The sequence below is a fragment of the Fonticella tunisiensis genome, assembly GCF_004364155.1.
In the GTDB taxonomy this organism is placed as follows: domain Bacteria; phylum Bacillota; class Clostridia; order Clostridiales; family Caloramatoraceae; genus Fonticella; species Fonticella tunisiensis.
Genome location: NZ_SOAZ01000024.1, coordinates 19,913 through 39,867 on the forward strand (window position 1 = coordinate 19,913; position 19,955 = coordinate 39,867).

General features: G+C 36.2%; 17 protein-coding genes. 1 reads left to right on the forward strand and 16 read right to left on the reverse strand.

From position 1 onward, the window contains the following. Positions 1–3 precede the first annotated feature (3 nt). From EDD71_RS11890 to murJ (EDD71_RS11900), 3 genes are all read right to left on the reverse strand, one after another. Positions 4–951 carry a phosphodiester glycosidase family protein gene (locus EDD71_RS11890; RefSeq protein WP_243116458.1) on the reverse strand — a complete coding sequence of 316 codons (948 nt, stop codon included), beginning with the start codon at positions 949–951 and terminating at the stop codon, positions 4–6. 410 nt (positions 952–1,361) lie between these two features. Then, positions 1,362–2,117 carry a TSUP family transporter gene (locus EDD71_RS11895; protein ID WP_133628964.1) on the reverse strand — a complete coding sequence of 252 codons (756 nt, stop codon included), beginning with the start codon at positions 2,115–2,117 and terminating at the stop codon, positions 1,362–1,364. Between the two features lie 117 nt (positions 2,118–2,234). Further along, the gene (gene murJ / locus EDD71_RS11900) at positions 2,235–3,809 is read right to left on the reverse strand and encodes a murein biosynthesis integral membrane protein MurJ (RefSeq protein WP_133628965.1); all 1,575 of its coding nucleotides are present in this window, start codon (positions 3,807–3,809) and stop codon (positions 2,235–2,237) included. Between the two features lie 140 nt (positions 3,810–3,949). Here murJ (EDD71_RS11900) and EDD71_RS11905 point away from each other — a divergent pair, with 140 nt between their 5' ends. Then, positions 3,950–5,125 carry an alanyl-tRNA editing protein gene (locus EDD71_RS11905; RefSeq protein ID WP_133628966.1) on the forward strand — a complete coding sequence of 392 codons (1,176 nt, stop codon included), beginning with the start codon at positions 3,950–3,952 and terminating at the stop codon, positions 5,123–5,125. A gap of 11 nt (positions 5,126–5,136) precedes the next feature. Here EDD71_RS11905 and EDD71_RS11910 read toward each other — a convergent pair whose 3' ends face one another. The 13 genes from EDD71_RS11910 to EDD71_RS11970 form a co-directional block, all read right to left on the reverse strand. After that, entirely contained in the window at positions 5,137–5,859 is a 723-nt protein-coding gene (locus tag EDD71_RS11910; protein ID WP_207669345.1) for a WecB/TagA/CpsF family glycosyltransferase, read from the reverse strand. After that, on the reverse strand, positions 5,852–6,979 hold the full coding sequence (locus EDD71_RS11915; RefSeq protein WP_166636473.1) for a glycosyltransferase family 4 protein: 1,128 nt from the start codon (positions 6,977–6,979) through the stop codon (positions 5,852–5,854). The genes EDD71_RS11910 and EDD71_RS11915 overlap by 8 nt, the downstream gene beginning before the upstream one ends. Before the next feature lie 128 nt (positions 6,980–7,107). After that, positions 7,108–7,485: a GtrA family protein gene (locus EDD71_RS11920; protein WP_133628968.1), complete on the reverse strand. Its 378-nt coding sequence runs from the start codon at positions 7,483–7,485 to the stop codon at positions 7,108–7,110. 36 nt (positions 7,486–7,521) lie between these two features. Next, positions 7,522–8,490 carry a glycosyltransferase family 2 protein gene (locus EDD71_RS11925; protein WP_133628969.1) on the reverse strand — a complete coding sequence of 323 codons (969 nt, stop codon included), beginning with the start codon at positions 8,488–8,490 and terminating at the stop codon, positions 7,522–7,524. Positions 8,491–8,838: 348 nt separating this feature from the next. Continuing rightward, positions 8,839–10,173: a nucleotide sugar dehydrogenase gene (locus tag EDD71_RS11930; RefSeq protein ID WP_133628970.1), complete on the reverse strand. Its 1,335-nt coding sequence runs from the start codon at positions 10,171–10,173 to the stop codon at positions 8,839–8,841. Continuing rightward, entirely contained in the window at positions 10,170–11,414 is a 1,245-nt protein-coding gene (locus EDD71_RS11935; protein WP_133628971.1) for an O-antigen ligase family protein, read from the reverse strand. Before EDD71_RS11935 ends, EDD71_RS11930 begins: the two co-directional genes overlap by 4 nt. Positions 11,415–11,433: 19 nt before the next feature. Beyond that, positions 11,434–12,552: a glycosyltransferase family 4 protein gene (locus tag EDD71_RS11940; RefSeq protein WP_133628972.1), complete on the reverse strand. Its 1,119-nt coding sequence runs from the start codon at positions 12,550–12,552 to the stop codon at positions 11,434–11,436. An 87-nt stretch (positions 12,553–12,639) separates the two neighbouring features. Continuing rightward, a complete protein-coding gene (locus EDD71_RS11945; protein WP_133628973.1) occupies positions 12,640–14,034 on the reverse strand; it encodes a sugar transferase in 1,395 nt (464 codons plus the stop codon). Positions 14,035–14,124: 90 nt separating this feature from the next. Further along, positions 14,125–15,240: a glycosyltransferase family 4 protein gene (locus EDD71_RS11950; RefSeq protein ID WP_166636474.1), complete on the reverse strand. Its 1,116-nt coding sequence runs from the start codon at positions 15,238–15,240 to the stop codon at positions 14,125–14,127. 20 nt (positions 15,241–15,260) lie between these two features. After that, the gene (locus tag EDD71_RS11955; protein WP_133628975.1) at positions 15,261–16,172 is read right to left on the reverse strand and encodes a LicD family protein; all 912 of its coding nucleotides are present in this window, start codon (positions 16,170–16,172) and stop codon (positions 15,261–15,263) included. Further along, entirely contained in the window at positions 16,169–17,119 is a 951-nt protein-coding gene (locus EDD71_RS11960; RefSeq protein WP_133628976.1) for a LicD family protein, read from the reverse strand. Before EDD71_RS11960 ends, EDD71_RS11955 begins: the two co-directional genes overlap by 4 nt. Next, positions 17,116–18,666 carry a murein biosynthesis integral membrane protein MurJ gene (murJ, locus tag EDD71_RS11965; protein ID WP_133628977.1) on the reverse strand — a complete coding sequence of 517 codons (1,551 nt, stop codon included), beginning with the start codon at positions 18,664–18,666 and terminating at the stop codon, positions 17,116–17,118. Before murJ (EDD71_RS11965) ends, EDD71_RS11960 begins: the two co-directional genes overlap by 4 nt. 124 nt (positions 18,667–18,790) lie before the next feature. Further along, positions 18,791–19,891 carry a glycosyltransferase family 4 protein gene (locus EDD71_RS11970; RefSeq protein ID WP_133628978.1) on the reverse strand — a complete coding sequence of 367 codons (1,101 nt, stop codon included), beginning with the start codon at positions 19,889–19,891 and terminating at the stop codon, positions 18,791–18,793. Positions 19,892–19,955: the final 64 nt, after the last annotated feature.

A 19,955-nucleotide genomic window follows, 5' to 3' on the forward strand; every position in this document is an offset into this window, starting at 1 on the left:
CTCCTACTTTATTATAAAGGCAGAAGGTATAGACCTTTCTCCGAGTATATCAGAAGGCTTGTTTACTACCTGTTTGTCCAAAACCATTGTTGAGGATGATCCTCCATCAAGGTTAGCAGCATTGTACGCTCCATACTTTAAAAGTACATTTTGAACATCCTTTAATGTAGCACCTATACTATCCTTCTGCCTTCCATCGATAACTAAAAGCAGCACAGCTCCATCCTTTCTCTGCCCTATGGCAGTTCTTGGAGCAATGCCCCATCCTCCGTCACCACTTTTAATCATGGGCTTTCCGTTGATTATAAGAGGCGGGCCAAAGGTAACGGCATCCCTTATTTTCATACTCTTTATCTGACTTAAGGAATAATTGCCTATTATAAGCACGTTCTTATCGTTGAATCCAATGATGCCGTAGGTCGAAGATTTATCTATATGCTTTATTTTACCGTTTTCTATTAGAATTCCTGAAGGCTCTCCGCCTGTACCGGTCATCTTCCTGTCGCTGAATCCCCCAGCGTTTATCCCACCGACTGCATCATATTTTTTAACTATTTCGCTTAGGGTCATTCCCCTTTCTCCAAGCTCATCCGCTGTCCCAACTGATATTCTTGCAGGATTATCGATAATCATAAGATAACCTCTGAACTTGTTGGCTTTGATATTTATTACGTTTATATCGTTTGACTTACTGCCTATAACTATTTCATCCTCATTTTCCCTTTCAGATGCTATTCCACTCTGATTCTTTTCCATTATCCTTTTGATTTCTTCATCGCTTAAAAATATCGTCGCAAGATACTTGTGTCTTAAAGTGGTCATCGCCGATGTAACAAAGGTCTCCTTAATCCTTGTAAAGGGTCCGTAAAACACAAGATAAATTCCAAGTATGGTGCAGAATATAATTTCAAATACTATGAAACCAGTTATTTTTTTAAGCTTTTTAATCATACATATCCACCTTTCTCTGGCTTTGAAAGCATGGAACATCCATACAACATTATAGTTTATAGAGTTTATATCAAGTTATCAACAAATAAATTGTAAATATTTTTTATTTTAAATACGAAATATGGCACAGTACCAGGCTGTGCCAAAGGATTAATTTAACTCGTTGTGCTAGATAAATTTACAGATCGGCGCTGCGATAAAAAATATATTTCATTCACCAGTACGCTCAGCAAAGAAGTTCTAAGGCTCGGGATTTGAAAAATCAAGAACTTTCGTTAAACTCGCCTTGCTTAAGTCACGAAAGTTCTAGGATTTTTCTGCATCCCTTCGCCTAGAACTTCTAATTGCCAGCTTTATGTGAATTTCATATATTTTTTATCTCCGCTCTGCCCCTGAACTATCACAACGGATTAATTTATTATGTTTAACATCATTTTAACAGCAACGCCCAGTGACATAACCACAAAGATAGGCTTTACAAGCCTTACCCCTTCTTTAAGAGCCATTTTAGTTCCTATCCTGGCGCCAAGTATCATAAATATCATAACGGGAAGCCCGAGAACATAATCAATCTTGCCCTGAATCGCAAAAAGGATAAGGGAGGTTATATTGCTAATAAAGTTAAGAACCTTGGCATTTCCTCCTGCCTGAACAAAATCAAAACCATATATGCTTATAAGGCCGAACATGATAAATGAGCCTGTACCGGGACCGAAAAATCCATCATAGAACCCAAGGGCGAAGGCTAAAAGCATTCCAAAGAAAACATTCTTTCCTGTAAGCCCCTTAAATTTGTCCTCCCTGCCCATTGATTTTGAAAAAAAAGTATATATAGAAACAGCCAATATCATTATAAACACCGTGGTGTTCAAAAATTTCTGATCTATTTTAAGTACAGTATTTACTCCTAAAACCGCTCCCAAAAGTGTAAATGGAATAAGGTATCTTAAGAGCTTGAAGTTCACCTTGCCCGACGCTGCATACTTTATAGAACTTGTAAAGGCCGAAGCAGTTGCAGAAAACTTATTCGTTCCAAGGGCAAAATGCGGCTGTACTCCGGCAATTAGAAAGGCTGGAAGACTTATAAGCCCTCCCCCTCCGGCAATTGAATCCACGAAGGAAGCTGCAAAACCTGCCATGCATAAAAACAATATTTTAGTTACCATAATATCCCCCATCACAACAAAAGTTATAGATATTTTATCATATTTTTAAAAAAATTACCACTGCTGAAGTGGTAATTTTTTATTTGCTGATTCATACATGGCGCAGGCATATACCGCCTACTTTTTAAACTTTCGTTTTATTGTTCCAACTGCAAAATCAAGCTCTCCCATTTTAAGAGCATAGGCCGCTAAAATATATATAATCATCCCAACAGCAATGGCTGTACCTGCATCAATCAACTGGGCCATCTTCGACGCCGTTCCAATGGAACCTTCAACAACCTTCGAAATTCCAAAGGCAGCAGCCCCCATTATTATAGAAGCAATAGTTGCCTTCGACGTTGAAATCATCAATTCCTTTGTCCTAAGCCCATCAAACCTTCTGGCAAGAAGTTTATACAGAAGTATCATCTGCAAAATAGATGTAAGGGAGCTTGAAAAGGCAATTCCTCCAATTGCAAGGTTGCTGAATTTAACAAATATGAGGTTTAATATTACATTTGCAGCAAAGGCAATGGCCCCAACCTTAACGGGGGTTTTTGTATCCTGTATCGCATAAAACCCTCTTATAATAATAGGTACTGCTGACTGGCCTATTATGCCTATTGCATAGAAGCTTAGAGCAAAGGCCGTTACCTTAACATCCTGCTCCATGAATTTTCCGGATTTAAAAAGCAGCCTTACAACGGGCTCACTTATGGCCATGATTCCTGCTGTCGCCGGTATTATAATAAACATAAGGGTTTTGAGCCCATTTAAAAGCGTATCCTTAAACTCTTCAATTTCTTTTTTGGCAATGTGCATGGACATTTCAGGAAATATTGTCGTTGAAATGCTTGCACCAAAAATACCTATAGGTAGCATCATAATCCTCTGGGCATATCTAAGCGCAGTTATGCTTCCATCATCAAGGAACGAGGCTATATTCTGGTTTACAACAAGGTTTAACCTTGCAAGGGCAAGTCCTATAATAGCTGGTCCCATAAGCCTCAGCATCCTTCTGTATCCAGCATTTTTTGTATTCAGTTCAAGCCGAAATCGCTTTCCAAAGGCTAAAAACTCGGGAAGCTGCACCGCAACGTTTAATATGGCCCCAGCAACAACCCCAACTGCCATACCATAAATTCCAAATTTACGTCCAAGAAGCAGTGCTCCTAAAATAATACCAACATTATAAAGCATGGGCCCCAGAGATGGAATGGTAAACCTCTTATAGGAATTCAATATTCCTCTAATGAGGCCTGCAAGTACCGTAAAGGTTACGGCCGAAAACATTATCCTGGTAAGCTTTACCGTAAGTTTAAAGCCTTCCTGATTATCTGTCATGCCTGCCGCAACAAAGGGTACCAAATAGCGTGCAAATACCATTCCCAATAAATTGAAAACGATGATAAATATCATAGATACAGTTATAAAGGTATTGGCTGCATTCCAGGCCCCTTCCTCATCTTCCTCCGCAAGATATGAGTTGAAAACAGGCATAAACCCTGAGCTCAGCGCCCCCGATATTAAAAGGTCGAAAAGCACATCTGGTATTGTAAAAGCTGCAAAAAAGGCATCTGTAACATAGTTGCTTCCAAACACCCTTGCAGTTATCATTTCCCTTACAAACCCCAATATTCTGCTCAAAAAAAGAGTAATCATGAGCATAAAAGTGGCCCTTTTTATATTTTCACCCTTTGGTCTCGTCATTTTCTATCTCCCTTCGCACAAGTCTTATTAAATTATAATCCAATATAATCCTTTCTTCAATAAGATGGCGGTTAACAAAGGGCATACATTTCTGTTATTATATTTAAAAATACTATAACCTTTGATAAGGAGGAGTTTTCATGACAAGACTTTATTATGACAATCCCTACCTCACTTCATGGGAGGCAGAGGTGATTGATGTAGTTGAAAAGGAAGGCAAATTCGCCGTAACGCTTTCGCAGACGGCCTTTTATCCTGAAGGAGGAGGCCAGCCCTCCGATAGAGGAACAATCGACGGAATACAGCTTCTCGATGTCATAGAAGATGGCGGTATAATATACCACATTCATCCATCAAAACCCCAGAGCCAGACAGTAAGATGCGAAGTTGATTTTCAAAGGCGCTTTGACCATATGCAGCAGCACACAGGCCAGCATATTCTGTCCGCTGTATTTTACAACCTTTATTCTGGGGAAACCTCAAGCTTTCACTTAGGCGAAGACTACGTTTCAATAGATATTTCCCTGCCTGAAATTTCGGATTACATGCTCAGGAAGGTTGAGGATACAACAAACGATTACATATATAAAAATCTAAAGGTTAAAACGTACATAATTAAACCAGACGAAGTTTCAAAGCTTCCCCTCAGAAAACTTCCTCCGGTTGCCGATTCCATAAGAATAGTTGAAATAGACGGAGTAGACTATTCTCCATGCTGCGGCACACACGTTAGAAGCCTAGGTGAAATAGGCATTATAAAAATCATTAAAACGGAAAAATACAAGGGTGCCACAAGGGTATATTTTAAATGTGGAAAAAGAGCTCTGCTGGACTACCAGGCAAAACAGGACATAGTTGCATCCCTCTCAAGACAGTTCACAGCCTCCGAAGGCGAATTAATTCATCGTGGAGAAGCGTTATCAGCGGAGCTTAAGAACCTTTCAAAGGAAGTAAGGGACCTAAAGGAGAAGCTCCTTGGATATGAAGCAAAGGAAATCATAGCTGCTTCTTCATCGAACCTCATCGTAAAGTCCTTCGATGATAAAAGCTTTGAAGACATACAGCTTTTATCAAAACAAATAGTTAGCCTTGGAGACTACGTAGTAATACTTACTTCCACCTTTGACAGAAAAATCCTTTTAGCCCACAGTGGGAAATCCTCCATTCACTGCGGCAAGCTCTTTAAAGAACACCTCTTAAAATACAACGGCAGAGGTGGCGGAGGCGATAGGATGGCCCAGGCCCTATTTGCTGATGTTAAAGACCTTAAATCCTTCGAAAAGCTCCTTGTAGAAACAGTAAAAGCCCAGCTTTAATGGGCCTTTTTTCATTTCCTTTTAACTCCAAATAAAACTTTCAATAGAAAAACTGGAAGCACCGCCATCCTTTTATACCTCCAGGGCTCCTTTATAAGCCTGTAGAGCCACTCAAGTCCAATGCTGCACATCCATTTTGGTGCCCTTTTGATATTGCCGCATATAACATCATAGCTTCCTCCAACTCCCATGCACAATGGAACGCCGAGTTTATCCATATTCTTCGTAATCCAATACTCCTGCTTTGGACTTCCCATTGCAACAAAAAGTACATCTGGACTGGAGGCTTTAATGTTCTCTATAACTTCATCCTCATCCTTAAAATATCCATCCCTTGTACCGACAATATTAAGCCCCGGATATCTCTTCTTTAGAATGTCAGAAGCCCCTTCCGCAACTCCTGGCTTTGCACCAAGTAGAAAGACCCTGTAGCCCTTCTTTGCCGATACTTTGCATATGTTCTCCATAAGCTCTATTCCCGTTACTCTGCTTCTTATTTTCCCGCCTTTAAACCTTGACGCAATCACAACTCCTACTCCATCGGGTATCTGCATGGAGGCACTGTTTAAAAGATTTCTTAAACTTTCATCCTTCTGTGCCTTCATGATCTTTTCTGGATTTATTGCAACAACAAAGGAAGGTTTTCTATTTGAAATAATCCTGTCCACTTCATCAAGTGCATCCTTCATATCAATCCTGCATACATCAACCCCCAGATAGTTTTCCCTAATCATTTTTTTCCTCCTTCGCTAAAAGGCTTCTGTATATTTGAATGTATTTGTCAGCAAGATTTTCTATCGAATAGCAATCCCTGGCTTTGGTATGTAGCCTTTCCCCCATTTCCCGGCACAGGGCTTGATCGTCAATGAGACGTAAAATTCTATCTGCAAGGGTACCGCTGTCTCCGGGTTTTATAAGATACCCGTTTACTCCATCTTCAATTAAGTCTGGGATTCCTCCAACCTCCGTTGATATAACTGTTTTCCTATACTTTGCAGATTCTAAAATGACAAGGGGAAAGCTTTCAGTAAAGGAAGTAAGCACAGTAAAATCCGATATAAACAAAAACTCATCGGGCCTTTGAAAGCCTACAAAGCTTATATGATCCCTTATTCCAAGATTTTTAGCGTAATCTTCCATTTCATTCCTTATATTCCCATCTCCAACAAGTATAAAAGATACATCGTTTCTTTTATCTAAAACAGTTCTGCACCCATCTAAAAACACCCTATGCCCTTTAACGGGATGAAACCTTGCAACCATCGCCACATGGTACTTTGAATCCCTAAGACCATACTTTTTTATAATATCTTCCCTTGAAAAATTCTGCTCCACTTCATTGAAGTTTATGCCATTATATACTACATAAATATTTTTATTTTTAAATCCCCTCTTAATAAGCATATCCTTGAAACTGCTGGAAACGGTTATATAATAATCGAAGGAATTTAATACAGCCCTGTTTATATTGCTGTATATAAGGGTTTTATAAAAATTTCCTCTGTAATCCTCCCTGTAGTCGCTGTGTATTGTAGTTACATAAATAGCCCTGTATACCTTCTTAAGGAAATAGCCTATAAAATTTGCTCTGCCCCCATGGCAGTTTATTATGTCTATGCCTTCCTTCTCACAAATACCCTTAATTCGTTTTATTATGCTCAAATCAAACCTTTTGCTCTGTTTTACAAGCCTTATGTCAAGCCCGGCCTTTTTAGCCTCATCATAAAGCAAGCCTTCCATAAAGCAAAGGATTATGCTCTCTTCTCCCTTCTTCCTCATAGCCTCTACAAAGGATAAGAGATGATTTTTAGAGCCCCCTGTCTCTCCACCGCTTATAATATGCAGTACCTTCATATAATTCCTCCCATAAGTCATATCGAGGTCAAAACCATCACAATATAACTTCAGTATTATCCAAAATAAAGGGGCAAGCCCCTGGACTTACCCCTTTATTATATCATCTTAATTTTCAACTTTAAATCTCATTTAGCACTGTCAAACACCGCTGTTTTACTTCCAATATAATTTACGACAGTGGTAGCTCCCGTTGCTATAATCTGTGAAAGGGTTTTCAATAGATTAAATTTATCTACGCATATGTACATGATTAAAAGATTTATTCCAAGAGAAAAAACGTTTAGGACAGCAAATTTTAAAAACTGGGGTAAAACTTTGTTATCGTTATCACCAAAAGTCCACTTTTTATTTAGGATAAAACTGTTGGCAACTCCTGCGACATACCCCGTAAAGGAGCTTATCAAATAATTCACTCCTAAGATCTCGCTTAAAACATAAAATGTAACGAATGAAATTATCGTATTGGCGACTCCAACAGCGCAGAACTTAACAAATCTTTTCATATGATTAGTCCTCCAAAACTAGCTCAAAGGGTTAAATTATTCATTCTTCTCCCTGTCATCCTTGGTGTTATCTATATTGATCTCCTTTTCAATAATATAAAGTGGCCTTCCCTTGCTTTCATCGTATATCCTGGCGATATATTCCCCTAAAACTCCAATGGAAAGCAGCTGCACCCCTCCTATGAATGTTATGGTAACCATTATGGAAGTCCAGCCTGAAACCGGGTTCCCTACTCCAAAAATCTTACTTACAATTGAGTAGATAAAAACACAGAAAGTTACAATTATTGAAAGGAACCCAATGTATTGAACCATTTTTAAAGGCTTCGCAGAAAATGAAATAATGCCATCCAATGCAAACTTTATCATCTTTTTAAGGGGATATTTTGTCTCCCCCGCAAACCTTTCCTTCCTCTCGAACTCAATAGCAGTTTGCTTAAAGCCTACCCAGCTTACCATGCCCCTTACAAATCTATTATGTTCACGCATTTTTCTGAGGGCCTCAACCACTTTCCTGTCAATTAATCTGAAATCTCCAGTATCCACCGGAATTTTGACGGAGCTCATCCTGTCTAAAACCCTGTAAAATGCCTTTGCAGTTGCCAGCTTAAACCAGCTTTCTCCCTCCCTCTTCTTTCTTTTGGCATAAACTACATCATATCCTTCTTCCCAAAGCTTAATCATATCGGGAATCAGTTCCGGCGGATCCTGTAAATCCGCATCTATAATAACCACGGCATCTCCAATTGCCTTATCCATTCCTGCAGTTATAGCTATCTGATGTCCAAAATTTCTTGAGAAACTGATTACTTTAACATGATTATCCACCTTAGCAATTGACTCTAAAATCTCCAGAGTCCTGTCAGTGCTTCCATCGTTTACAAAAATTATTTCATAGTTTAAGTCATTTTTTCTGGCTACTTCAGTTAGCCTTCTATAGCATTCCTCAGCAACAAGCTCTTCAAAATACATTGGAACTACAATGGATATCATTTTTTTGCTCATGAAATTATCCTCCAAATTATTTCATTCTCAGATTGTATATTAATTTTGTACATGAAAATACCTGTTTAAAAATTAATCATAAAAATAAAACCCATTTTAATTATTAAACTGGTTTCTCATTACCAAAAATCCTGTTAATATTTCTATAGTCTATTAATAAATTCAATAAAATTATACTAATCAGAATAAATATCGTCAATGGACTAGACATATAGAAAGAATTATGTAATTTTAATTTTATCACCAAAAATCATTTCAAATTTCAAGACCAAAACTTTATAAAAGAAAAGTGGCAAATAATGCCACACTCAAAGCAAATGATGAATTGATATTATACCTTCTAAATTTCTAAATCGTTATAACAAACATACCCCTGGCCTTTAAATCTTCTTTTTTCTCTGAAATGATATTTCTTGTATCAAATATAACAGTGCCCTTCTTAATTTTATTCACTATCTCTTCATTAAATCTGTCATAGCCCTTCTGCTTTGCCAGTATTAAAATAGCATCCTTTTCTTCAACAGCTTCTTCAATGCTATCTACTTTAAAATCATATTTGGTAGGCACAACCGGGTCATATGCAAAAACCCTGGCTCCCTTTTCCAGAAGTATTTTTATTATTTCTATAGGTGGGCTAATTCTATCATCATTTGAATAATCCTTCATTGCAATTCCTAAAACTCCAACCCTGGATGTTTCTATTTTCTTTCCTAATTTTAATAATTCACCTTCAAGCATTGACACAATGACATTAGGAATATCCGAATTTTTAAGTCTTGCAAGTTTCAGTATATCAAGGTTTACCCTGAGTTCTTCAGCCTTGGGTTCCAAATAATAATATGCATTTGGTATACAGTATCCTCCAACTCCAGGTCCTGGGGTTAATAAATTTACCCTCTTATGTGTATTTGCAACTTTAATAACTTCATATATATCAATACCCAGTGCCTCCGTAAACCTTGCAAATTCCTGAACCATCGCAATATTTACATCCCTCTGCACATTTTCAAAAACCTTTGCAGTTTCAACCACCTTCATATCGCTGGCAACAATGACATCAGTTTTGCAAACTATAGACAAAAGTTCTTTAGCCCTTTTAGCGCTTTCATCATTGATTCCTGCAACAACTGTTGGCATATATGCAAACTCTTCAAAGGCACGACCTTCTGCAATCCTCTCGGAAGAATATGCAAGATAAAAATCCTCTCCTGCCTTCATCCCCGACTCCATCTCAAGTATTGGAAGAATCCTTTCTTCAGTCGTTCCAGGTATTACTGTACTTCTTATAACAACCAGGTCTTCCCTTTTAAGATTTTTCCCAATTTCCGATATACAGCTCAGCAAGTCGGATAGATCATGTTCACCGTTTCTTATTGGAATTCCAACGGTTACTATGATGTTATTGCAGTTCTTCATCGCATAGGCCGTATCAGTTGTTGCCCTGTATCTTCCTAAATCAATCTGCTCCTTTAAAATCTCCTGAATGCTTTTTCCATCAAAGCTTTCAGTATGATAGGTAATTCCATTATTAATATCATCAACAAGCCCCTGAATAACATCTATGCCTAACACGTTGCATCCCCTGAAGGCAAAGCTTAGAGCAAGGGGAAGGCCAACAAAACCCTGGCCAAATACTGCAACGTTTTTATATTCGCTTTTAATATTGCTTTCTATGCTGCTCATATCTTATCCTCCTGTTTTTCAAGTAGATATCCCTTGTATAGCAGGGCAGTCAGTATCCATACAAAAACGTTTAATTGAGGAATGAACATTAGGTTGTTAAGAAAGTTTTGGAAAAGATAAGCCCCCCAAAAGCCTACCAAGGAAAGAGCAATGAGCCTTAATCCAGTATTCCCTGTATTCTTAAACACTTTATAACAAAGCAGAGCCAATCCAACATATATTATAATAAAGAAAATCCCTCCGAATATTCCAAGCTCTGCTAGAACCTTTAGATATGAATTATGTACACTAAAGAGCTCCTTAGATACAAACAACTCTGGAAACCTTTCTATATATTTGGGATAGTTTTGTCCATAATTACCATTCCCTACTCCAAGCCAAAAATGCTCCTTAAACATAATCCAGCCAGTAGTCCAAAGCTTTACCCTTTGAAGGCTTGTAACAGATTTCATAGTAAAAATTGAAAGGAACCTGTTTCTAATTGAAGGTACTAAAAGGGCACCTACAATCATAACCGGTATAGCATAAAGTGTTTTTCTATATCTAATTACACCAATTACAAAAATTCCTGTCATAAAACCGAGCCATGAACCTCTGGTAAAGCTAAATACTAAATTGAACATGAAAATCAAAAACACTAAAGCATCAATAGCTCTGTCTTTTCCCCTATACTCCAGCATATGAAGCATAGGATAGAAAATAACAAGGTTTATGGCTGCACCCCAGTAGTTTGGATTTACAAAGGTTGAATAAATCCTTCCTCTTCCAAAGGGCATTGAGGTATCAAAGTATGATGAGCCATTAAAAATAAACTGCAAAACTCCTATTATCGCTGCAGCAATCATTGCAGCATAAAAGGCATAGAAACTATTTTTAATAAGCCTTAAGTCTGCTATCAAAAGCAGCATAAAAAACATAATGACATACTCCAAAAACCTTATAGCCTCACTTATAACAGCAGCCTTACTTTCTGCATAACCCAGTGAGATAAAGGATAAAAGGGTAAATCCTAAAATACCAATCCCGATAATCCTTATCTCCTTATTTTCCATTAACTGTGATATGGTAAATCTACATCCCTTATTAAAAACTAAATATGCTATACCCGAAACTATTGCAAGTCCCCCAATTACAAAATCAGCAGATAGCGGTATAAAGGATATTCTGGCCTTAAATGGCAGTAGGGTAACTATAATCATAAATAAATATATAAAAAAATTAAATACTCTCTTAAAATTCATATTCTATCCTCCACAGGCTTCACCTTGAATATACCTCTATGACATCCTCTATGAACTTTTCAATTGAAAAGTTCTCTCTAACATATTTTCCTCCCTCATGCCCAATCCTGGTTAAATCATATTTATGCTCAAGTATAAGCTTTAATTTATTATATAATTCATCACTGCTTTGTGAATTAACTATAAACCCGTTGACTTCATCTTTAATTATATCACCAAGGGCTCCTACCCTTGTGCATAAAACAGGCTTGCTGAGCATCATTGCTTCCAAAACCACATAGGGCATACCCTCCTTTACCGAGGGAAGCACAAACATGTCCATGGCATTAATGACATCAAAATTGTCCTTCCTGTACCCGAGGAATTTTATGTCATTATATCCCGATGAAAAATTTATCATATCATCATACTTTGGTCCAATACCTGCAAATATGGTTTTAAATTTATAACCCTCATCATATAATCTTTTCAATGCTTCAATAAGATAAACATGGCCCTTGGTTTCGTAAAAGTTAGCAACGGTTCCAATAACAAACTCATTAGTATTTAAACCAAGTTTTTTCCTTGTTAAATCCCCAGGGGCCAATTTCTTTATGTCTACTTCCTCTATTGCATTTGGTATATACCTTAGCCTTTTACTGTCTATAACTTTATATTTAAGGGCAATATCATAATCCCTGTTTGAAACCGCAATGATATCACTGCTAAGCAGTCCACCGAATTTTTCGATAACAGTATAAGCCCACTTCTTTACCCTTCCCATGGGTTCATTAAATACAAATCCGTGAACTGTGTATATCCTTTTTTTAATTCCAGCTAATTTTGCCGCAAGCCTTCCAATAAGTCCGGCCTTAGAGCTGTGGCAATGAACTATATCATATTTTTCTTCCTTAAATTTTTTGTATAAAAACATGGTGGCCTTTAAATCCCTTATAGGATTTATCTCACGTACCATATCAGGAACTTCCATAAAACCTATATTCATTTTTTTAAGCTCTTCAATCATCTCGCCGCCTGGTGCTGCAAAAACAGTTACTTCATACCCCTTTTCCCTAAGTAAGGACGAAAGAAGTAAAACGTGTTTTTGAGCTCCACCCATTTCAGATTGAGTAATAACCTGGGCTACCTTTATTGCCATTCATATCTTCCTTCCACCATAATACTTTGAAGCACATTCCACCAAGCTGATCCCATAATACCTGATAAGCTTTAAATATTTTCCTTATTAATTATCATCCTTATCAATTGTAATTTCAAGATTTAAATCTTTAAGCAAGCTTTCCATTGATAAATCATCCTTTAGTCCCTCTGTACTTTCCTTTATAAACATTATTTTAATTGTCTGAAGAATTAACATTATATCAAGGAATATTGAGTATTTTTTTATATATAGGATATCATATTTTACTTTATCTTCAGCCGTCGTATTATATTTCCCCAGTACCTGTGCAAGCCCTGTTAACCCTGCCTTCACAAGTGTTCTATACTTATAGTCAGGAATCTCCTTCTTAAACTGTTCAACAAAAAACGGCCTCTCTGGCCTTGGACCAACAACACTCATATCCCCGACTAAAATATTAAAGAGCTGTGGTAGTTCATCAAGCCTTGTAGCCCTTATAAACTTTCCAACCCTTGTTATTCTTGGGTCATTCTCTCCTGCAAGAACCGGACCTGACAGCTTTTCAGCATCCTTAACCATAGTCCTGAATTTTATAATATTAAACCTTCTTTCGCCCTCTGTAACACGCTCCTGCTTATAAAATACAGGCGCCCCATCCTCAAGCAAAATAAGAATCATAACTATTGCCATAAATGGAAGGGCTATAATTATGCCTATTAAGGAGATTATTATATCCATGAGCCTTTTAATTATTCTTTCCTCCACGGTTAATCCCATTTTTCTAATTTTTAATACAGGAACATCATCAACCCTGTCCATCTTTGAATTTATAAGCCCGATCTCATACATCCTTGGAATTATATAAAGGCTTTTTCTCTCATCTATACAGAGCTTAATAATTTCATTTCTTAAATTTGAATCAACATCCTCACATACGAATATAACTTCACTTTTATCAATGTAATCCCATAAATTCTTTGATGATGGATCACATATATATTTTATATCATAAATATCGCGCTGCTTCATTATTAGCTTTTTAGCAAGTTTTTCTGCATATAAATTCCCAATAACAATTGTAGGTTTTCTACCATGCGAAAGTCTTTTGGTCTTCCAAACAACAGCTCTCCAAAGTGATATAAAAAGCATCTGAAAAATCGTACTTATAATAAGTACACTTCTCGGGTAAGCAAATGCCCTTATAAAGAAGGTTATTGCCATAGTAACAATAAAAAGGGAAATAATTGTTAAAAAGGCTGAATAAATCATCTCTCCCAGGGATTGTTTTAATATATCCCCCATCCCAAATACGTACGCAAACAACAAATAAAAAATTACAATAAAGGGAGCCGTTTGCTCAAAGGCAACATAATTAACCTTAGGTGGATTAAAATTAAACATCACCATATAGGATAGATATATAGCAAAGAGGATTAAAAATATATCCATTAAAAAAACTCCAATTTCATATAAGCCTGTCACAAAGGTTTCCCGTTTCATAAAAACACCTCATTGTATAACTATAAATATTTTTTCGCAATCTATATATATATTTTATCACATGAAGTTCTTAAAAAATATTTGACTGAGTTATTTCTGTACAAACCTGCTGTATATATTCTCAAGCCTTTCAATATATCTGTTTATATTATAATTTTCATATAAAAAACTATATGCATTTTCAGCCATTTGCCTTGAAAGCTCCGGCTTTTCATAAACCGTAAGCATTGCTTCCGCTAATGCCTCCTCTGTTCTTTCTTCAAGTATAAGACCATTATAACCATCCTTCATAAGATCCTTAAGTCCTGCAACAGGTGTTGAAATAACTGTTTTTTTCATTGCCATAGCCTCTAAAACAGCAATTGGCAGGCCTTCAGTTATGGAAGGCAATATAAAACAATCAAAAATATTCATGTAGTCGTAAACATTTTTCTGATAACCGGTAAATATTACTTTATCTGAAATACCATATCCCCTTACCTTTTCCTCAAGCTTTTGCCTTTCCGGACCATCCCCGACAATCAGAAGAACTGTATTTTCCTTTTTCTTTTGAACGATATTGAAGCTGTCTATCATTAAATCAGCTCCCTTTATTTCAATAAGCCTTCCTAAAAAGCCATAAATAAATTTGTTCCTGTCTATACCAAGCCGTTCTTTAAAATTAACCCTGTCCTGTAATTTAGCTTTCTCCAACTCATTAAAATTAAAGGCATTATTAAGGGTTATTATGCTCTCCGGATTTATGGTATTGTTATGAGTCAAATAATAGCTCCTTGCCATTTCAGATACGGCTATGGACAAGCTATACTTTTTTCTAAAGTATCTATCCATTAGCTTAAGAGGAGAGGGCTTTTGCATCCAGTAATAACTTGCATGCATATGTGATATTACTGGAATTTTAAATCTCTTTGAGGCCAAATACCCTGAAATAGATGCCTTAATGTCATGCCCATGAACAATATCTATATTTTTATCCTTGATTAAATTTTTTAATCTCCTAATCTCAATTGGGTTAAGCTTGCTTATATCTATAATATGGGCTTCTATTTCATTATTCATATAATACCCCTTTAGTTCTTCGCCGGCACACACTACCACAGGCTCAAACCTGTCCCTATTTAAGTTTGTGCATATATCAAGTACAACCTTTTCTGCCCCACTAAGAGTTCCAGTTGCAACAATATGCAAAACCTTTATTTTATCCATCGTAACATCTCCCATTCCGGTTAAAATCCTTCATTCAAACTTGCCTTTTCTTCCTCAGAAAGTATTGGCTTTAAACCAAGATTATGTGATACCCTATCCTCTTCTGGAGGAAGCTGCATGTAGTCCCCAAACATTATCTTCAAATACTCATCGTAATTTCCTGGAGCAAAAAACTCACCATCCTCGAATTTGATGGTTGTTAAAGGATACACCACATCCTTTGGCACTTTAAAGTTCCAAAACAAGGCATCCGGACTATAAACAAGAAGATTACCCCCTTTATGTGAAAATCTCGATAATATATTATCCCTTTTATTGAATAAATATTTAAAAACCCTCTCCCTTCCCATAAGAGTTATGGGAAATCCAAGAACCTTTAATCCCAACTTGGCAAAATTTCTCGTAAGCGTCTTTGTATTTGTAACCTTCTCAAAGGGTTCATTTATTAAGGTCATCGTTCTATAAATATTTTTAAAGTTTCTCTTAATCTTAACATATTCATCGTAATCACCTGAAAAGTCATCCACAGGAAATATATCAATAAACATGCCGCGATGATATTTTCCGGGTTTATATTCAACAATCATGCTGTTTCTATCTCTTATCTTAATCCAGGGCATGTCGTAGTAAAGGTCAGTTTTATAATATTGAAAAAACAAATCCTTAGGAAGCTCCTCTTTCCCTATCTCAATAAACCTGTTATAATCATCCCTGTGCATTACAATATCCACATCATCATCCCAGGGTATAAATCCTCCATGCCTTACAGCTCCAAGCAAAGTCCCAGCATCCAGCCAGTATTCAATATTATGCTTTCTGCATATATAATCAACTATCTTTAAAATTCTAAGCATAACAAGCTGGGATTGCCTTAAAACATATTCCCCCTCATGTCTATTGTCTGGAAATTGTTCTAAATCACGCTCTATCATAAATCAATCTCCCCTTTATTATAGTAAAATCCCTTGTTTATTTTCCTTACTTCCTCCTCAGGCAATATAGTTTTAATCATCTTGTTGTGATATACCCTTTTGCTTTCCGGAGGCAGCTGCATATAGTCATCACCAAAAAATACCCTTAAAACATAGTCAACATCGTTAGGCACTAAAAACTCCCCGTCCTCAAACTTCATCGTTTTAAGAGGAAATATCTTCTCCGCTTTAAACACCTTGTCCCAGTTAAGTACATCAGTTCCATACCCATAATTTATTTTTGGATTTTTATCCATTCTCTTGATTCTCTTATCCCTCGTTTTAAGATTAAGCTTATATATAACATCCTTATTAAATATTGCAAACACAAAGAAAACCATCTTCAGTAATAGCTTTATAGCATTTATAACCGCATTTTTCCCCTTAAAATACGGCTTTTTCAGTGGAGCATTTATAGCATATACATTTATATATAAAAGCTTGTACAACTTTTCAATAAAAACCCTTCTAAAGGGGTTGCTTGAGTAGCTGTCATATGGAAATATATCTATATACAGACCCGGATGCTGATTCTCCTGTCCCCAAATAACTATTTTGCTCTTCCTATCCTTTATTTGCGTCCAGGTATTTCCGGCATACTCTGTCGTATCAAGGTTTTCAACGAAAAGGTCATCCGGCAACTCATCCTTTGCAATACTTAAAAATCTATTGTAATCCTCCCTTGTCATACCGATATCTATATCATCATCCCAGGGTATAAACCCCCCGTGTCTTACAGCACCAAGCAAAGTTCCGCTTTCAAGCCAGTAACTAATATTATGCTTTCTGCATATATAATCAACTATCTTTAAAATTCTAAGAATTATAAGCTGCGCCTGTCTTAGTGTCGGCTCACTTTCATACTCTCTTCTTCTGTCTGGAAATATCTCGCTTAAATTTTTTTTCATATTCTTCCCCCCATAATTTTTTTCTTAACCTTTTCATAAACAGTATTAAACTCATTTACCCTTAAAAATTTAAGCTCAGCTGCATATATAACCAAACCTGCGAATGAAGATAAGATAAATCCTGTTAAAACCCCGCTGAACCCTGTTATCCTGATAGATATAATAGAATATATAAAATATACACATATGCCCATTATTATCGATGACAACACTATCTTACCTGTTGTAATCAAAATTTCCCTTCCATTTATGCCTCCAATTCTATTCCTTAAGCTTCTTAAAAGCAGGAAGGTAGTTACAATGGCTGCAATGGAAGTAGCCAGGGCAAGGCCACCTAATCCCATGAATCTTACTAAAGTGAAATTGAGTATTATGTTGATGCCTATTCCTATCAAACCATTTATTGTAGAAGTTTTAGTATCCTTAAGAGCATATAAACCTCTGTTAAAAACGTCCCTAACACCATAAAAGGGTATTCCTATAGAGAAAAATATAAGAGCCGTGGAGGTCATCATAACTGCTCTGTCATCAAATACACCATGCTTAAAGAGTATAGTAACTACGGGTATGCTCAAAATGATAAGCCCGGCAGTACAAGGTATCATTATAAGGTTAATATTGTTTACTGCCCTAGTAATATATAGCTTAAACTCATCGAAGTTTTTATTACTCCCTTCCCTTGAAAGTGCAGGATAAACTACTGTAACCACGGCCGTTGCAAAGGTGACGTATACCACGTCGGTAATTCTGCTTGCAAAGTTTAGGGCTGCAATACTTCCATCCGGGAGCCCTGACCCTATAGTCTTATCTATAATTGCATTTAATTGATTTGCACCTGCTCCAACTATTACGGGTAGAATAAGCATGATAATCCTGTTAACCCTTTTGTCCTTCAAATTTATTATCCATTTAAACCTGTAACCATGCTTAAACATCCAAGGTAGTTGAACAACAACCTTTAAAACGTTACCAATTACAGTTGCAATGGTAAGGCCTACTACTCCTCCCCTGGCTCCGAGTAATATGTATATAATAATTGGAAAGTTAAGCATAATTCCCACAAAGGCAGGGGCTAAAAAATCATCAAAGGTCTGTAGAAGTGCAGTATAGCCCGCTGTTAAACTCATAAAAACAAGATTTAATATGCTTATTTTAACTAAAACAACAGTCAGCTCATACTTTTCCCCCGTAAACTTTGGCGCTATAACACTAACTAATTGAGGGGCAAAAATCCATCCAAGCACAGAAAATATTAATGAAATGATAACAATTAAATTCATAATGTTGTTGAAAAACTGAAACATATCCTCTTTACCCCTGCTATTATAACTCTCGCTTAATATGGGTATAAAGGTAGTGGTAATTGCAAGGCTGAGAATGGCAAATAAAATCTCGGGTATAGATATAGCCATATTATAGGCATCGGTTTGATATGTTGCGCCAAAGGAACTGGCGATTAAGGTATCTCTAAGAAAACCTACAGCTTTACTTATAAATGTTACTACCATTATCAAGGTTGCTGCCTTAGCTAGTTTTGCCTTACTCATAGTCTCCTCCAAACATTAAAACGTAAAAATCACCTACTATTATACATCAATTATATACAAAAACCACTATTAAAAATAGTGGTGTCAAATCAACAACAATTTTCATTAATATGTTTATGGTACTTTATTTGAACCTACAAACATCCTCAAACACCTTATAATACTCCTCCGATATATTTTCCCAATCAAACAATTTCACTGCCCTTTCATATCCCTTTATATTAATTGTCTCCTTATTTTCCAGGCAGGATATTATTAAGTTTCCCAAATCATCCTTTTCCCTGTCATATAGATATATTTCGTCCTTTTCAAAATACTGTGCGATGGGCAGGTGTTTAGATATTAAAATCTTTCTTTTATGAAGCAGTGCTTCTACAATGGACATACCAAAGGTTTCAAACTCGCTGATCTGTACATACAAATCGCACTGATTATAGATATTACTCATTTGATTTGGATTCACAAGTCCTATAAACTTTATATTGGAGTAATTTTTATATTTATTAATTATGTAATTTGCATATTCAGTGTCGTTCTCCCCAGCTATTAATAGATAGGCCTTCCTGTATAAATTGCTATTGTTAATAAATCCCTCTATAAGTTCCTCAATATTTTTTATTTTCCTGATGCCTGCAGTAAATATTATTTTATTCTCGCTGTTTAGGCCATAGAAGTTTCTTATATCTATCTCTTCTCTTACAGGTATAACAGAAACACCATTATTTATAATCTCTATTTTTTCTTTTTTCAAATTAGGATGATATTTCAAGAGCTCATCTCTCAGGGCATGGGATATGACAATTATTCTGTCGCACCAGCTTAAAAAAAAGCCCTCAAGCATGCCATGGTAAAATTTAAAGGATTTGTTTATTTGTGCTTCCTTCTTAACTATACCATGAACCGTATATGTAAGCTTAAAGCGATATTTAAATTTAAGGTATATTAAGTATAAGGCTATTGAGGTATGATATCTTGCGAAATAGACAACATCAATCTCCTTCGATTTTATAAAACTCTCTATACCTTTAACAGGTCCCTTGACCTCCATGTCATTAATAATAACAACCCTTGTTGGATCTTCAGGCACTTCATCCTCATATATTCCATAATAATAGACATTATCATGTTTTTTTATTATATTATTGTACAAAAAATTGGAAACCTTTTGAGGACCCGATATTATTTCATCTTCATTTTTTCTCACACCTATAAAAAGTACATTCATAAGTAATTCCTCTTCTCCACACTATATATAAAAATTATAATATTATATGAAATATTTGTCTATT

Excerpts from the sequence above, each read along its gene's own strand:
- EDD71_RS11890 (WP_243116458.1), bottom strand. The coding sequence starts at position 951 with ATGATTAAAAAGCTTAAAAAAATAACTGGTTTCATAGTATTTGAAATT.
- EDD71_RS11895 (WP_133628964.1), bottom strand. The coding sequence starts at position 2,117 with ATGGTAACTAAAATATTGTTTTTATGCATGGCAGGTTTTGCAGCTTCC.
- murJ (WP_133628965.1), bottom strand. The coding sequence starts at position 3,809 with ATGACGAGACCAAAGGGTGAAAATATAAAAAGGGCCACTTTTATGCTC.
- EDD71_RS11905 (WP_133628966.1), top strand. The coding sequence starts at position 3,950 with ATGACAAGACTTTATTATGACAATCCCTACCTCACTTCATGGGAGGCA.
- EDD71_RS11910 (WP_207669345.1), bottom strand. The coding sequence starts at position 5,859 with ATGATTAGGGAAAACTATCTGGGGGTTGATGTATGCAGGATTGATATG.
- EDD71_RS11915 (WP_166636473.1), bottom strand. The coding sequence starts at position 6,979 with ATGAAGGTACTGCATATTATAAGCGGTGGAGAGACAGGGGGCTCTAAA.
- EDD71_RS11920 (WP_133628968.1), bottom strand. The coding sequence starts at position 7,485 with ATGAAAAGATTTGTTAAGTTCTGCGCTGTTGGAGTCGCCAATACGATA.
- EDD71_RS11925 (WP_133628969.1), bottom strand. The coding sequence starts at position 8,490 with ATGAGCAAAAAAATGATATCCATTGTAGTTCCAATGTATTTTGAAGAG.
- EDD71_RS11930 (WP_133628970.1), bottom strand. The coding sequence starts at position 10,173 with ATGAGCAGCATAGAAAGCAATATTAAAAGCGAATATAAAAACGTTGCA.
- EDD71_RS11935 (WP_133628971.1), bottom strand. The coding sequence starts at position 11,414 with ATGAATTTTAAGAGAGTATTTAATTTTTTTATATATTTATTTATGATT.
- EDD71_RS11940 (WP_133628972.1), bottom strand. The coding sequence starts at position 12,552 with ATGGCAATAAAGGTAGCCCAGGTTATTACTCAATCTGAAATGGGTGGA.
- EDD71_RS11945 (WP_133628973.1), bottom strand. The coding sequence starts at position 14,034 with ATGAAACGGGAAACCTTTGTGACAGGCTTATATGAAATTGGAGTTTTT.
- EDD71_RS11950 (WP_166636474.1), bottom strand. The coding sequence starts at position 15,240 with ATGGATAAAATAAAGGTTTTGCATATTGTTGCAACTGGAACTCTTAGT.
- EDD71_RS11955 (WP_133628975.1), bottom strand. The coding sequence starts at position 16,172 with ATGATAGAGCGTGATTTAGAACAATTTCCAGACAATAGACATGAGGGG.
- EDD71_RS11960 (WP_133628976.1), bottom strand. The coding sequence starts at position 17,119 with ATGAAAAAAAATTTAAGCGAGATATTTCCAGACAGAAGAAGAGAGTAT.
- murJ (WP_133628977.1), bottom strand. The coding sequence starts at position 18,666 with ATGAGTAAGGCAAAACTAGCTAAGGCAGCAACCTTGATAATGGTAGTA.
- EDD71_RS11970 (WP_133628978.1), bottom strand. The coding sequence starts at position 19,891 with ATGAATGTACTTTTTATAGGTGTGAGAAAAAATGAAGATGAAATAATA.